Raw genomic sequence first — 13,597 nt, forward strand, 5'->3', positions numbered from 1 at the left:
TCCAGGTTCAGGCGCGTTGGCTGCCCACACCTTCGGGCAGGTGAGGGTCGGGCGATCCGGTCGGCGCCACTGGCGCAGCTGGGGTGGATGAGGTAATCGGCATGGCCGGCGGCGGCTGCACCGCTGCCTTGCGAAGCGCCTCGCGGCGGCCCTTCCACCAGGGGCGGATCTTTTCTTCCCAGACGCCGGCAAGACCCATCGGGAAAGCCATGGTCACGCCGATGAAGAGTCCGGCCATCAGGAAGAGCCACAGGTCCGGAAAGCTCTCGGAGAACAACGTCTTGCCCGCATTGACCAGCAGCGCGCCGTACACCGCGCCCACCAGGCTCATGCGGCCGCCGACCGCGCAGAAGATCACCATCTCGATGGACGGCACGATGCCCACGAAGCTGGGCGACATGAAGCCCACCTGCAGCGCGAACATGGCGCCGCCGATGCCCGAGAGCCCGGCCGCCAGGCAGAAGGTGAAGACCTTGAAGTTCGACACGTCGTAGCCCGAGAAGCGCACGCGGTCTTCCTTGTCGCGCATGGCCAGCAGCAAGGTGCCCAGCTTGCTGGTCTGCACCCAGCGGCACAGCAGGATGCTCAGCACCAGCAGGCCCACGCAGACGTAGTACAGGATGTACTTGGCGCTGTCGGTGCGCGTGTCCCAGCCCAGCATGGTCTTCAGGTCCGTCATGCCGTTGACGCCGCCGGTGTAGCCCTGCTGGCCGATGATGAGCACGGTGCAGATCAGCGCCACCGCCTGCGTGATGATCGCGAAGTACACCCCGCCCACGCGGCGCTTGAACATCGCGAAACTCACCAGCCAGGCCAGGGCCATCGGCGCCAGCACCACCAGCGCGAGACTCAGCGGCAGGCTCTTGAACGGCAGCCACAGCGCGGGGAGCTCGGTGATCTGGTTCCAGTCCATGAAGTCCGGGATGCCAGGCGTGGACTGGATCTTGGTGGTGATCGGGTCGGAGGCTTCGAGCTTGAGGAACATCGCCATCGCGTAGCCGCCGATGCCGAAGAACACGCCCTGCCCCAGGCTCAGCACGCCGCCGTAGCCCCACACCATCACCAGCCCCACGGCGACGAAGGCATAGGTGAGGTACTTACCCACGAGGTTGAGGCGAAAGATGTCGAGCGAGAGCGGCAGCACGACCGCCAGCAGCAGCACCAGAAGCAGCAGGCTGCCCAGCTGGTAGCGCAGGATCGAGGCCTTGATGAAATTCATCGGAACGTTCTCCAAAACAGGAATCGGGTTCAGCGGCGGACTTTTACGGCGAACAGGCCCTGTGGCCGCATCATCAAAATCAGCACGATCAGCGACAGCGTCAGCACCTTGGCCATCGAGCCGGTCATGAAGAACTCGGAGATCGACTGCGTCTGCGCAATGCCGAAGGCCGAGACCACGGTGCCCAGCAGGCTCGCGGCGCCGCCGAAGGTGACGACCAGGAAGGCATCGACGATGTAGAGCGAGCCCGAGGTCGGCCCGGTCGAGCCGATGGTGGTGAAGGCCGCGCCCGCCATGCCGGCAATGCCGCAACCGATGGCGAAGGTCAGGCGGTCGGTCTTCATGGTGTCGATGCCGGTGGCATTGGCCATGGTGCGGTTGGCCACGGTGGCGCGCACCCGCAAACCCCAGCGGCTCTTGTGCAATGCGATGAGCACGCCGGCCGTGACCAGCGCGGTGAGCGCGAGCACGAAGAGGCCGTTGATGGGAATGTCCAGCCCTTCATGCGGCGTCCACGAGCCCATGAGCCACTCGGGCAGCGTGGGGCTCACTTCCTTCGGGCCGATGAAGGTTCTGAAGACCTGCTGCAGGCCGAGGCTTACGCCCCAGGTGGCGAGCAGCGTGTCGAGCGGGCGCTTGTAGAGGTGGCGGATGAGCCCCCACTCCACCAGCCAGCCGACGATGAAGGCGAACACGAAGGCCAGGCCGATCGCGATCGGAAAGTAGTACGGCATGAACGCGGGCGCCATGCTTTCGGTGACGCGTGCGGCCAGGTAGATCGAGTAGGCGCCGATGGTCATGAACTCGCCATGCGCCATGTTGATCACGCCCATCTGGCCGAAGATGATCGCGAGGCCCAGGCCCATGAGCAGCAGCACCGCGAAGAGGCTCAGCCCCGCGAAGCCCTGCATGAGGCCGATGTTCATCATGTCCGACAGAGTCATGGCGACAGGTTCCGGTGTTGGGTATTGGGTGTTGACCCCTTCCCCCTCTGGGGGAAGGTTGGGATGGGGGCACAGCGGCGCATGCAAGCGCAAGGCTTCATCAAGCGCCGCTTGCCCCCACCCCTGCCCTCCCCCAGAGGGGGAGGGAGAGATGCAGCGATTTACTGGTAACCCTTGGGAAACGGATCCGGCTTGATCAACTCGGCCGACTCCGCCACCACCTTGAACGTGCCGTCGAGCTGCCCCTGCCCGATCCGCGCCTTGCTCCACAGATGGTGGTTCGCATCCAGCTTCACGTAGCCTTCAGGTGCCGTCTTCAGCTCGATCCCCGGCGAACTGGCGACCACCTTGTCCACATCGAAGCTGCCTGCCTTCTCCACCGCAGCCTTCCACAGCCAAGGACCGAGATACCCCGCCTGCGTCACGTCGCCGATCACCGCGTCCTTGCCGTACTTGGCCTTGAAGGCGGCCACGAACTTCTTGTTGTTGTCGTTGTCCAGCGACTGGAAGTACTTCATCGACGAATAGAAGCCCGCGAAGTTCTCGCCGCCCACGCCGGTCATTTCGTCTTCGGTCACGGCCAGCGTCAGCAGGAACTGCTTGTCGCCGGTGATGCCCGCGGCCTTGAGCTGCTTGTAGAAGGCCACGTTCGAACCACCCACCACGGCAGCGAAGATGCAGTCGGGCTTGGCCACCTTGATCTTGTTGATCAGCGAGTTGAAGTTGGTGTGGCCCAGCGGGTAGTACTCCTCGCCCTTGACCGAACCCTTCTGGAAGTTCTCGATGTGCTTGCGCGCGATCTTCATCGAGGTGCGCGGCCAGATGTAGTCGGAGCCGACGAGGAAGAAGGTCTTGGCCTTCTTCTCCTTCGCGCCCCAGTCCAGGCCCCAGATGATCTGCTGCGTGGCCTCTTGCCCCGTGTAGATCACGTTCTTGCTCTGCTCCAGGCCTTCGTAGAAGGTGGGGTAGTACAGGAGGCCGTTTTCCTTCTCGAACACCGGCAGCACGGCCTTGCGCGAGGCGCTGGTCCAGCAGCCGAACACGGCCGCGCAGTGGTCGTTCACCAGCAGCTTCTTCGACTTCTCGGCGAAGGTGGGCCAGTCGGAGGCGCCGTCTTCCTTGATGACCTTGATCTTGCGGCCCAGGATGCCGCCCATCGCGTTGATCTGGTCGATGGCCAGTTGCTCGGCCTGGATCGAGCCGGTCTCCGAGATGGCCATGGTGCCGGTGGACGAATGCAGCTGGCCCACCGTGACTTCGGTGTCGGTCACCGCGAGCTTGGTGGTGTTGACCTTGGCGGTGGGGAACTGCGACTGGCCGAAGCTCAGGCCGCTCAGGCCCATCACCGGCAAGACGGCGGCGCCCTGCAGCAGACGGCGGCGGCGCATTGCCAGGGCATCGAGAGAAAGATCGGAATCACGCGACATCAGGAAACTCCAGCAGGTTGAAGAAAGAAAGTGGATGGGCCGCGCACCATCGCAGTGCATCGGACGGTGCCGCTAGCACCATGGCTGGTACTTTAGAAATCACTTGCGTACACGCGAATACGTCATTCAACGTAGCGGCCGCGGCCCGTCCTGCCCGCAGACTCCCGAGCCAGACATCGGTGGAACCAAGCACAGGGAGCGCTTCTTGCTGTACCTGCCTCATGCCACCGCCGCCGCGAGAACCCGCCATGCCACCCGTCTCCATCTCTGTCTCCGGACAGAAGATCTTTCGCATCCGCCGCGACTACAACGCCTGGGTCGCGAACGAGACGCTGGAGGACTACGCGCTGCGCTACACGCCGCGCAGCTTCCGCAAGTGGTCGGAGTTCCGCGTGGCCAACGCGGCCTTCGGCGCCACCTCGTTCCTGGCGCTGGAGGCCATCGGCGGGGCCATCGCGCTGAGCTACGGGTTCTCGAATGCGCTGTGGGCCATCCTGGTGGTGGGGCTCATCACCTTTCTCACGGGCCTGCCCATCTCGTACTACGCCGCGCGCCACGGCGTGGACATGGACCTGCTCACCCGCGGCGCGGGCTTCGGCTACCTGGGCTCCACGCTCACCTCGCTGATCTATGCGAGCTTCACCTTCATCTTCTTCGCGCTGGAGGCGGCCATCCTCGCGCTGGCGCTGCAGATGTACCTGGACTGGCCGCTGTGGCTTCTGTACCTGGTGTCATCGATCGTGATCATTCCGCTGGTGGCGCGCGGCATCACGCTGATCTCGGGGCTGCAGCTGTGGACGCAGCCGATCTGGATCGTGCTGTTCGTCTGCCCCTTCATCGCAGTGATGGTGAAGAAGCCCGAGCTCTACGCCGACTTCACCGGCCTGGTGGGCCGCACCTCCGACAGCAGCGGCTTCGATCCGTTGATGTTCGGCGCGGCCGCCACCGTGGCCTTCTCGCTCGTGGTGCAGATCGGCGAGCAGGTCGACTACCTGCGCTTCCTGCCCGAGAAGACCGCCGCCAACCGCGGCCGCTGGTGGGCCGCGGTGCTCATCGCGGGCCCAGGCTGGATCGTGCCGGGCATGCTGAAGATGATGGGCGGCGCGTTTCTCGCGTTCCTCGCGCTGCAGCACGAGATACCGGCCGCGCATGCGATCGAGCCCACGCAGATGTACCTCACGGGCTTTTCGTACGTGCTGCGCGACCCGGCGTGGATCCTGGGCGTCACGGTGCTGTTCGTGGTGGTGTCGCAGATGAAGATCAACCTCACCAACGCCTATGCGGGCTCGCTGGCCTGGTCGAACTTCTTCGCGCGGCTCACGCACAGCCATCCGGGGCGTGTGGTGTGGCTGGTGTTCAACGTGGCGATCGCCATCCTGCTGATGGCGCTGGGCGTCTTCGCCGCGCTGGAGCACGTGCTGGGCTTCTACAGCAACATCGCCATCGCCTGGGTGGGCGCGCTGGTGGCCGACCTGGTCATCAACAAGCCGCTGGGCTGGAGCCCCAAGACCATCGAGTTCAAGCGGGCGCACCTGTACGACATCAACCCCGTGGGCCTGGTCGCGATGCTGGTCGCGGCGGCGCTTGCGATGCTTGCGTATTCGGGTGCGATGGGCCAATGGGCGAAGGCCTTCTCTCCCTTCATCGCACTGGCGACCGCGATGGTTGTTTCTCCGCTGCTGGCGTGGAAGACGCGCGGCCGCTACTACCTCGCGCGCACCGACATCGACCGCTGGGCGCCGGGCCAGAGCGTGAAGTGCTCGGTGTGCGACAACAGCTTCGAGTCGGAAGACATGGCGCACTGCCCCGCCTACAGCGCGCCGATCTGCTCGCTGTGCTGCACGCTCGAATCGCGCTGCCACGACCGCTGCAAGACCGACTCGCGCGCCGCCGAGCAAATGAGCGGCTGGCTGCAGGCACTGCTGCCGCCGGCGCTCTCGGCGCGGCTCAACTTCCGCGTGGCGCACTACCTGCTGGTCGCCACTTCGCTGATCGCGCTGCTGGCCACGGTGGTGGGCGTGGTCTATGCGCAGGAAGCCATTGCGGGCACCAGCGACCCTGCCCTTTCCACGGCCTTCCTCAAGGTGTTCGCGCTGCTCTCGGTGGTGGCCGCGGTGGCCGCCTGGTGGGTGGTGCTGGGCAGCGAGAGCCGGCAGATGGCGCAGGAGGAATCGAACCGCCACAACAACCTGCTCGCGCTGGAAATCGAAGCCCACCGCCGCACCGACGCCGCGCTGCAGACCGCCAAGGAAGCCGCCGAGGCCGCCAACCAGGCCAAGACGCGTTATGTGGCGGGCATGACGCACGAGCTGCGCACGCCGCTCAACAGCATCCTGGGCTACTCGCAGATCCTGCTCAAGGGCGATGCCGTCGCGCCGCCGCGCGAAGCCGTGCAGACCATCCACCGCAGCGGCGAGCACATGCTGGGGCTCATCGATGGCTTGCTCGATCTGGCACGCATCGAAGCCGGGCGGCTGCAGCTGGAGCCGGCCGCGCTCGCGTTGCCGGCCTTCCTGGACCAGCTGGTGCACATGGTGCGGCCGCAAGCCGAGAACAAGGGCCTGGCCTTCGTCTACACGCATGCAGGGCAGCTACCGGCCTGGGTGCATGCCGATGCCAAATGGCTGCGGCAGATTCTCATCAACCTGCTGACGAACGCGGTGCGCTTCACCGACAGCGGCACGGTCACGCTGCATGTGGATGCGCGGCGCGAGGTGCTGCGCTTCGACGTGGTGGACACCGGCATCGGCGTCGCGCCGCAAGATCATCTGCGCATCTTCGAGCCCTTCGAGCGCGGGGCCGCGGGGCGCCGGCGCGGCGAGCCAGGCACGGGGCTGGGCCTGACGATCACCGCCCTTCTCACCTCGCTGATGGGCGGCGAACTGGTGCTGGCCCAGACCTCGCCCGCGGGCAGCACCTTCAGCGTGCGCGTGTATCTGCGCGAAGTGGCCGACCCCGGGCCGCAGGCCAGGGGCGGCGCCGCCCGGCAACCGGTGTCGGGCTACATCGGCGCGCGCCGCACGCTGCTGGTGGTGGACGACCAGCCGGTGCAGCGCCAGATGCTCGCCGGCATGCTGATGCCGCTGGGCTTCGAGGTGCGCGAGGCCGCGAGCGGCACCGAGTGCCTGGACAGCCTGCGCGAAGAACTGCCCTCGGCCATCCTGCTGGACCTGACCATGGACGACATGGACGGCTGGCAGACCGCCACCTCGGTGCGCGCCTCGGGCTTCGAGAGCATCCCGATCATCATCGTCTCGGCCAACATGTTCGAGAACCAGCCCGAGCGCCTGCGCGCCGCGGGTTGCCAGGCCTTCGTGGGCAAGCCGGTCATCGAATCGGAGCTGATCGCCACGCTGGAGCGCCACCTGGGCCTCGAATGGCTGACGGTCAGCGATGCCTTGCCGCCTTCGAACGAAGAAGAAACGGCCATGCGCCCTGTGCAGCTGCTGCTGACCGAAGACGACCGCGCCGAGCTGATGCGCCTGGTTCAGATGGGCCATGTGCGCGGCCTGCAGACGGCGCTCGACCGGCTGGCTGCCGCATCGCCCGCGGCGGCAGCCACCTGCACCTGGCTGCGCGGCATGGTCACCCGCTTCGAACTCGACAACCTCCGCAACGCACTGGCAGAAGATGCAGACAACCCCCACGGCTCCATCCTTTCGTCCTGAATCCGAACGCCCCGTGGTGCTGGTGGTGGACGACGCCCCCAGCAGCCTCGGCATGCTGTGCGACACGCTGGAGGCCAGCGGCTACACCGTGCTGGTGGCGGCCGACGGCGAGGCCGCGCTGCAGCGGCTCGAGCTGGTGGTGCCCGACGCCATCCTGCTCGACGGCCTGATGCCCGGCCTCTCGGGCTTCGAGACCTGCAGGCGCATCAAGGCCAACCTGGCGCTCGCGCACATTCCGGTGCTGTTCATGACGGGCCTGTCGGAAACCGCACATGTGGTCGAAGGCTTCGAGTGCGGCGGTGTGGATTACGTGGTCAAGCCCATCCGCGCGCAGGAGGTGCTGGCACGCCTGCACACGCATGCGCGCAACGCCCGCATCACCCGCATGGCGCGCGATGCGGTCGACGTGGCGGGCATGGGCGTGGTGTTCGTCGACACGCGCGGGCGCATCGCATGGCGCTCGCCGCAAGCGGCGCTGTGGCTGCATGCGCTCGAAGACCCGGTGTCGCCGGGCCTCCTGCCGCAGTCGCTGCAACCGGTGCTCGCGGCGGGTGCCGCCGTCGTCATCGGCACGGCCACCGGCATGCGCCTGTCGGTGCGCAACCTGGGTGCGGCGGCGCTGGGCGAGACGATGCTGCTGTTCGCCATGCAGCGCGACGGTGCCGCGGGCGCTTCGTCGGCACGACTGGCCGACGCGGCCCTCACGCCGCGCGAGACCGAGGTGCTGTCCTGGCTCGCCAAGGGCAAGACCAACCGCGACATCGGCGAGATCCTGGGCACCAGCCCGCGCACGGTGAACAAGCACCTGGAGCACATCTTCGAGAAGCTCGGCGTGGAGACGCGCGCGGCGGCGGCGGCACTGGCGAGTGGGCAACTCGTGTGAATCGATCAAAGGAAGGGTAGGTACCCACACCCCGGGTTTTCCGGTCATTGAATGCGCGGGCATTGCTCTGCAGAATGGCCTCACCAACGCGGAAAAAACCGGAGAAAGAAATGCTCTCGAACCTGCTGCCGCACGCTTCGCCCGAAACCGCCTACCGGCAGAAGTTCTTGAACAACCAGGACGAGAACCTCTTCATGGGTTCGTTCGAGAGCTTCGCTGCCGCCGAGGCCGGTGCGCCGCCCTCCAAGGACGTGGGCTACGACCACGCTTCGGCCGCCAACCTCTACAGCCCGCAGATCTATTTCTATGACTACCCGGGCCTGTTCTGGCTTGGCCGTTCGATCGATGCGGGCCTCACGCGCATTTTCGATCTGGGCGGCCACATCGGCATCAAGTACTACGCGTTCCGCCGCGTGCTGAGCTACCCCGACAGCCTGCGCTGGACCGTGTGCGACGTGCCCAGCGTCATCGAGAACGGGCGCGCGGTGGCCGTGCAGCGCGAGGTCACCGGCCAACTCGCCTTTACGACCGACTACCGCGAGGCGAGCGGCTGCGACGTGCTGTATGCATCGGGCAGCCTGCAATACCTGCCGGTGCGCATCGACGAGATGCTCTCGACGCTGCAAGCCAAGCCGAAGCGCATCGTGCTGAACACGACAGCCGTGCATCCCGAGCGAACGATCTACACGCTCAACAGCATCGGCGTGGCTGTGTGCCCCTACCGCATCCAGCACCACGAGGAGCTGCTGGCAACGCTCACCCGCTCGGGCTACAGGAAGCGCGACGCCTGGCGCAACGAGGGCAAGCCGATCGAGGTGCCCTTTGTGGACGGGGGCGACAAGCCCTACTACGCGGGCTGCTGCTTCGATCTGGTCTGAAACGCGCCTGTCGATAGTGCGCGGTCCGCCTCAGACCGCGAACAGCGAATCCAGGTTCGCGAACGACTTCATCTCGATCGCATTGCCCGAGGGGTCCAGGAAGAACATGGTCGCCTGCTCGCCCGGCTCGCCCTTGAAGCGGATGTAGGGCTCGATCACGAACTGCGTCTTGCGCGCGACCAGCTTGTCGGCCAGCGCCTGCCAGGCATCCATTGGAAGAATCGCGCCGAAGTGGCGCACGGGCACATCGTGGCCGTCGACGGCGTTCTGCGCCTTGTGGCCGCATTCGTCCGGGGCCAGGTGCGCCACGATCTGGTGGCCGTAGAAGTCGAAATCCACCCACTCGGGCGCGCTTCGGCCTTCGGGGCAACCGAGCAACTCGCCGTAAAAGGCGCGGGCCTCGGCGATGTCGCGAACGGGAAAGGCGAGGTGGAAAGGAATGCGGGTTTGAAGCGTGCTCATGGGTTCGGCTGCATGCAAGAAGGTTCGTGGGTGCCTGGACTTTAAGCAGCCGGTTTCATTTGATAAAGCGATATATTTCTTCGCTGAGCTCCACCAATTTCGATGAATCTCCATGATCAACGAACTGCGAACCTTCATCGCCGTCTGCCGCCACGGCACCTTTGCCGCGGCGGGCGAGCGCATCGGCCTCACGCAGTCGGCGGTCAGCAGCCAGATCCGACGGCTGGAGGAAACGCTGGGCTTCGAGGTCTTCGACCGCACCGGCCGTTCTGCCACGCTGAATGCCGCGGGAGAGACCACGCTGGCGCGCGCCGAGGAGATCTGCGCCCTCTGCGACAGGCTGGGCGAGCTGCCCGACGACGCAACCAACCGCGGCTTGCTGCGCATCGGTGCCATCGCCTCCACGCAGCCGACGCTGATGGCACGCGCGCTCGCACGGCTGCGCCAGAGCCATCCGCTGCTGCGCGTGCATGTGTCGCCGGGCGTGTCGATGCGGCTCATGGACGACCTGGATGCGGGCACCATCGATGCGGCCGTCATCATCAAGCCGCCCTTCGGCATCCTCCCCGACCTGGCGTGGCAGCCGCTCGTGCGCGAGCCCTATGTGCTCGCGGTGCCGGCCGACACACCGGGCAAGAACTGGCGCACGCTCATCCAGGCGCAGCCGTTCCTGCGCTACGACCGCGCATCGTTCGGCGGGCGCATGGTCGAGCGCTTTCTTCGGCACGAAGCCTTGCAGGTGAACGATGCCGTCGAGGTGGACGAGATTCCCGCCCTCATCCATCTTGCGGCCCAGGGCCTGGGTGTCGCGCTGGTGCCGCTGGGGGAGGCTCACCTGCCGCTGCCGGCCGGCGTGCGCACGCTGACGCTCGGCAAGTCCACCTTCCACCGCGAGATCGGCCTGCTTCAGCGCAAGGCCCGCGGCAATACGCCGGTGGTCGCGCAGTTTGCGCAGTGCCTGCGGGATGCGGCCGACAAGCCGAAGCCGGCCCGGAAGCCCGTTCGCACTCGGTAGTAACCACTAAGCCGATGAAGGCGGATTGACAGCTTCGGCTCCTACGATGACCACGGCAGGCAGCGTCCACGCTGCCGCCCTCTTTCCACAGGAGACATCGTGAAGCCTCTTTCCTTCCTGACCCGCCGCGCCGCATTCCCGTTGATCGCGGCCCTGGCGCTCGCCGGCTGCGGCAGCTTTGGCGGCGACAACAGCAAACCCGCGGCCGCCACGGGCGACCTCCACGTCATGACCTCCGGCGGCTTCACCGCGGCCTACAACGACCTGCGCCCCGAGTTCGAACGCCTGAGCGGCCGTACGGTGAAGACCGCCTACGGCGCCTCGATGGGCAACGCCGAAGACTCCATTCCCAGCCGCCTCGCACGCAACGAGCCGGCCGACGTGGTGATCCTTGCGCGCCCGGCGCTCGATGCGCTCGTGGTGCAGGGCAAGGTGGTGCCCGGCAGCCAGGTCGACCTGGTGCGCTCGGCCATCGGCTTCGCGGTGCGCAAGGGCGCGCCCCGGCCCGACATCAGCACCGTCGATGCGCTCAAGCGCACGCTGCTCGCGGCGCCTTCCATTGCCTACTCGGCCAGCGCGAGCGGCACCTACTACGAGACCCAGCTGCTGCGAAAGCTGGGCATCGAGGACCAGGTCAAGCCCAAGAGCAAGCGCATCCTGAGCGAGCGCGTCGGCACTGTCGTCGCGCGCGGCGATGCGGTGCTGGGCCTGCAGCAGGTGAGCGAGTTACTTCCGATTCCAGGCATCGACTACATCGGCCCGCTGCCCGCCGAGGTGCAACAGAACACGTTGTTCTCGGCCGGCATTGCCACCGCATCGAAGCAGCCCGAGGCGGCACGCCAGTTGATTCGCTACCTCAACTCGCCGGCTGCGGCGCCGACCATTTCGAAGACCGGGCTGCAGCCGCTGACGGTGCGCTGAACGGCTGCTTGCGGCGCCCGAAGGGCATCGGATGCCACTGCTGCAGCACCACAGTGGCTGAGTAAACTGGCGCCCCCCTTCCGCCTCGCTCGACGATTGGACGCCATGACCCTGCCGACGCTCTCCCCCGCCCTTGTTTCGGCCTTCGCGCCGACCGGCACGCTGCGTGCCTCCATCAACCTGGGCAACCCGATCCTCGCCAACAAGGACGCCGCAAGTGGCGAACCGGTGGGCGTGTCCATCGACCTCGCGCACGAGTTCGCGCGGCGGCTCGGCGTGGGCATCGAGCTCGTGGTGTTCGAGAAGGCCGCGGCCTCGGTCGATGCGGTAAAGAACGAGAAGGCCGACATCGGCTTCTTCGCTGTCGATCCCGCGCGCAGCGAAGGCCTGCGCTTCACCGCGCCCTATGTGCTGATCGAGGGCAGCTACCTCGTGCCCGAATCGTCGGCGCTGACCGACAACGCGCAGGTCGATGCGCAAGGCCAACGCATCTCGGTCGGGTCGGGCAGCGCCTACGACCTGTTCCTCACACGCGAGATCAAGGCGGCTGAAATCGTCCGGCTGCAAGGCGCAGGCCCTGCGCTCGCCGCCGTGCGTGCCGGCGATGTCGAAGTGGCGGCCGGCATCCGCCAGTTGCTCGAAGGCGAAGCCGCGCGCGCACCGGGCGTGCGTGTGCTGCCGGGGCGCTTCATGGTGATCCAGCAGGCGATGGGCACGCCGGCCAGCCGCGGCGCCGAGGCGCAAGCGCTGCTCGCCGCCTTCGTCGAGGAGATGAAGGCGAGCGGCTTCGTCGCCGATGCACTGAAGCGCCACCGCATCGAAGGCGCGATCGTCGCGCCTTGATGGCGACGAAGCATCCGCCCGTTGTTAACCAGGACTTGAAGGCTTCAACCGGCGCCTGCGAACAGCCTTCGGCTATGTGCCGTAGCGCGCCGCTGTCAGCCCTTCCATGTCGATCTCCGGCGCCTTGCCTCTGATCAGGTCGGCCATCACGCGGCCAGTGCCTGCAGCCATCGTCCAACCGAGCGTGCCGTGGCCGGTGCTCAGCATCAGGTTGGGAATGCGCGTGGCGCCGATGAGCGGCGTGCCGTCGGGCGTCATCGGGCGAAGGCCGGTCCAGAAGGAGGCGTCGCGCACGTGGCCGCCCTTGGGGAACAGGTCGGTCACCACGTGCTCCAGCGTGTCGCGCCGGCTCGCATCCAGCCGCAGGTCGAAGCCCGAGAGCTGCGCCGTGCCGCCCACACGAATGCGGTCGCCCAGCCGCGTGACGGCGACCTTGAAGGTCTCGTCCATCACGGTGGATTCGGGTGCGCCGCTGGCATCGCTGATCGGCACGGTGATCGAGAAGCCCTTGACCGGGTACACCGGCAGGTCGATGCCCAGTGGCTTGACCAGCGCCGGCGAGTAGCTGCCCAGCGCGACCACGTAGCGGTCGGCGGTGAAGCTGCCCTGGTCGGTGCGCACCGCGGTCACGCCCTTGTTCGCATCGTGTTCGATGGCCTGGATGTTCACGCCGAACCTGTAGATCACGCCCTCGGCTTCCGCCAGCTTGGCCAGGGCCTGCGTGAACTTGAAGCAGTCGCCGGTCTCATCGCCCGGCAGGCGAAGGCCACCGACGAACTTGTCTTTTACCGCCGCGAGCGCGGGTTCGTATTGCACGCAGCCGTCGCGGTCGAGCACCTGGTAGGGCACGCCCGAGGCCTTGAGCACCTCGACATCCTTGTATGTGCCGTCCAGTTGCTGCTGCGTGCGAAAGAGCTGCAGCGTGCCCTGCATGCGCTCGTCGTACCGGATGCCGGTGTCGGCGCGCAGAGCCTTCATGCAATCGCGGCTGTATTCGGCCAGCCGCACCATGCGGCCCTTGTTGAGTTCGTAGCGCGCCTGCGTGCAGTTGCGCAGCATCGCCAGCCCCCAGCGCCACATCGCAGGGTCGAGCATGGGCTTGATGACCAGCGGGCTGTGCCGCATGAGCATCCACTTGACGGCCTTGACCGGCACGCCGGGCCCGGCCCACGGCGCCGAGTAGCCGGGCGAGACTTCGCCTGCGTTGCCGAAGCTGGTTTCGAGCGCGGGGGCGGGTTGGCGCTCCGGCACCGTCACCTGTTGGCCGGCGCGTGCCAGGTAGTAGGCCACCGAGGTGCCGATGACACCGCTGCCGAGAATCAGGACCTGCATGAGAA

Annotated in this window: 11 protein-coding genes; 6 read left to right on the forward strand and 5 right to left on the reverse strand. The window is 66.6% G+C overall.

Annotated features, from left to right (window positions below):
* Positions 1–7: 7 nt before the first annotated feature.
* From urtC to urtA, 3 genes are all read right to left on the reverse strand, one after another.
* Positions 8–1,219 carry an urea ABC transporter permease subunit UrtC gene (urtC, locus tag ABIC90_RS10610; RefSeq protein ID WP_354354060.1) on the reverse strand — a complete coding sequence of 404 codons (1,212 nt, stop codon included), beginning with the start codon at positions 1,217–1,219 and terminating at the stop codon, positions 8–10.
* Between the two features lie 29 nt (positions 1,220–1,248).
* Entirely contained in the window at positions 1,249–2,163 is a 915-nt protein-coding gene (urtB, locus tag ABIC90_RS10615; RefSeq protein WP_354354061.1) for an urea ABC transporter permease subunit UrtB, read from the reverse strand.
* Between the two features lie 161 nt (positions 2,164–2,324).
* The gene (gene urtA, locus ABIC90_RS10620) at positions 2,325–3,590 is read right to left on the reverse strand and encodes an urea ABC transporter substrate-binding protein (protein ID WP_354354062.1); all 1,266 of its coding nucleotides are present in this window, start codon (positions 3,588–3,590) and stop codon (positions 2,325–2,327) included.
* 221 nt (positions 3,591–3,811) lie between these two features.
* On the opposite strand from urtA, the gene ABIC90_RS10625 reads away from it, so the two are divergent.
* The 3 genes from ABIC90_RS10625 (at position 3,812) to ABIC90_RS10635 (ending at position 9,019) form a co-directional block, all read left to right on the forward strand.
* The gene (locus tag ABIC90_RS10625; RefSeq protein WP_354354063.1) at positions 3,812–7,258 is read left to right on the forward strand and encodes a hybrid sensor histidine kinase/response regulator; all 3,447 of its coding nucleotides are present in this window, start codon (positions 3,812–3,814) and stop codon (positions 7,256–7,258) included.
* Entirely contained in the window at positions 7,221–8,141 is a 921-nt protein-coding gene (locus tag ABIC90_RS10630; protein ID WP_354354064.1) for a response regulator transcription factor, read from the forward strand. The genes ABIC90_RS10625 and ABIC90_RS10630 overlap by 38 nt, the downstream gene beginning before the upstream one ends.
* 110 nt (positions 8,142–8,251) lie before the next feature.
* Complete coding sequence (locus ABIC90_RS10635) at positions 8,252–9,019, forward strand: TIGR04325 family methyltransferase (RefSeq protein WP_354354065.1); 768 nt, start codon at positions 8,252–8,254, stop codon at positions 9,017–9,019.
* Positions 9,020–9,049: 30 nt separating this feature from the next.
* Here the strand turns inward: ABIC90_RS10635 and ABIC90_RS10640 are convergent, their stop codons facing one another.
* The gene (locus tag ABIC90_RS10640) at positions 9,050–9,481 is read right to left on the reverse strand and encodes a VOC family protein (RefSeq protein ID WP_354354066.1); all 432 of its coding nucleotides are present in this window, start codon (positions 9,479–9,481) and stop codon (positions 9,050–9,052) included.
* A 112-nt stretch (positions 9,482–9,593) separates the two neighbouring features.
* On the opposite strand from ABIC90_RS10640, the gene ABIC90_RS10645 reads away from it, so the two are divergent.
* The 3 genes from ABIC90_RS10645 to ABIC90_RS10655 all read left to right on the forward strand — a co-directional run bounded on the left by ABIC90_RS10645 (position 9,594) and on the right by ABIC90_RS10655 (position 12,260).
* On the forward strand, positions 9,594–10,496 hold the full coding sequence (locus tag ABIC90_RS10645; protein WP_354354067.1) for a LysR family transcriptional regulator: 903 nt from the start codon (positions 9,594–9,596) through the stop codon (positions 10,494–10,496).
* A 99-nt stretch (positions 10,497–10,595) separates the two neighbouring features.
* Entirely contained in the window at positions 10,596–11,417 is an 822-nt protein-coding gene (locus ABIC90_RS10650; protein WP_354354068.1) for a substrate-binding domain-containing protein, read from the forward strand.
* Positions 11,418–11,522: 105 nt separating this feature from the next.
* Entirely contained in the window at positions 11,523–12,260 is a 738-nt protein-coding gene (locus ABIC90_RS10655; RefSeq protein ID WP_354354069.1) for a transporter substrate-binding domain-containing protein, read from the forward strand.
* Positions 12,261–12,332: 72 nt separating this feature from the next.
* Here ABIC90_RS10655 and ABIC90_RS10660 read toward each other — a convergent pair whose 3' ends face one another.
* Entirely contained in the window at positions 12,333–13,592 is a 1,260-nt protein-coding gene (locus tag ABIC90_RS10660) for a D-amino acid dehydrogenase (protein ID WP_354354070.1), read from the reverse strand.
* Between the last annotated feature and the right edge of the window lie 5 nt (positions 13,593–13,597).

Origin of the sequence: Variovorax boronicumulans, from assembly GCF_040544675.1 — a bacterium.
GTDB classification, from domain to species: Bacteria; Pseudomonadota; Gammaproteobacteria; order Burkholderiales; family Burkholderiaceae_C; genus Variovorax; species Variovorax boronicumulans_D.

What these genes read in the sequence shown, in the direction of transcription:
- urtA (WP_354354062.1), bottom strand. Translation starts at nt 3,590, where the DNA reads ATGTCGCGTGATTCCGATCTTTCTCTCGATGCCCTGGCAATGCGCCGC.
- urtC (WP_354354060.1), bottom strand. Translation starts at nt 1,219, where the DNA reads ATGAATTTCATCAAGGCCTCGATCCTGCGCTACCAGCTGGGCAGCCTG.
- ABIC90_RS10625 (WP_354354063.1), top strand. Translation starts at nt 3,812, where the DNA reads ATGCCACCGCCGCCGCGAGAACCCGCCATGCCACCCGTCTCCATCTCT.
- urtB (WP_354354061.1), bottom strand. Translation starts at nt 2,163, where the DNA reads ATGACTCTGTCGGACATGATGAACATCGGCCTCATGCAGGGCTTCGCG.
- ABIC90_RS10640 (WP_354354066.1), bottom strand. Translation starts at nt 9,481, where the DNA reads ATGAGCACGCTTCAAACCCGCATTCCTTTCCACCTCGCCTTTCCCGTT.
- ABIC90_RS10655 (WP_354354069.1), top strand. Translation starts at nt 11,523, where the DNA reads ATGACCCTGCCGACGCTCTCCCCCGCCCTTGTTTCGGCCTTCGCGCCG.
- ABIC90_RS10660 (WP_354354070.1), bottom strand. Translation starts at nt 13,592, where the DNA reads ATGCAGGTCCTGATTCTCGGCAGCGGTGTCATCGGCACCTCGGTGGCC.
- ABIC90_RS10645 (WP_354354067.1), top strand. Translation starts at nt 9,594, where the DNA reads ATGATCAACGAACTGCGAACCTTCATCGCCGTCTGCCGCCACGGCACC.
- ABIC90_RS10630 (WP_354354064.1), top strand. Translation starts at nt 7,221, where the DNA reads ATGCAGACAACCCCCACGGCTCCATCCTTTCGTCCTGAATCCGAACGC.
- ABIC90_RS10635 (WP_354354065.1), top strand. Translation starts at nt 8,252, where the DNA reads ATGCTCTCGAACCTGCTGCCGCACGCTTCGCCCGAAACCGCCTACCGG.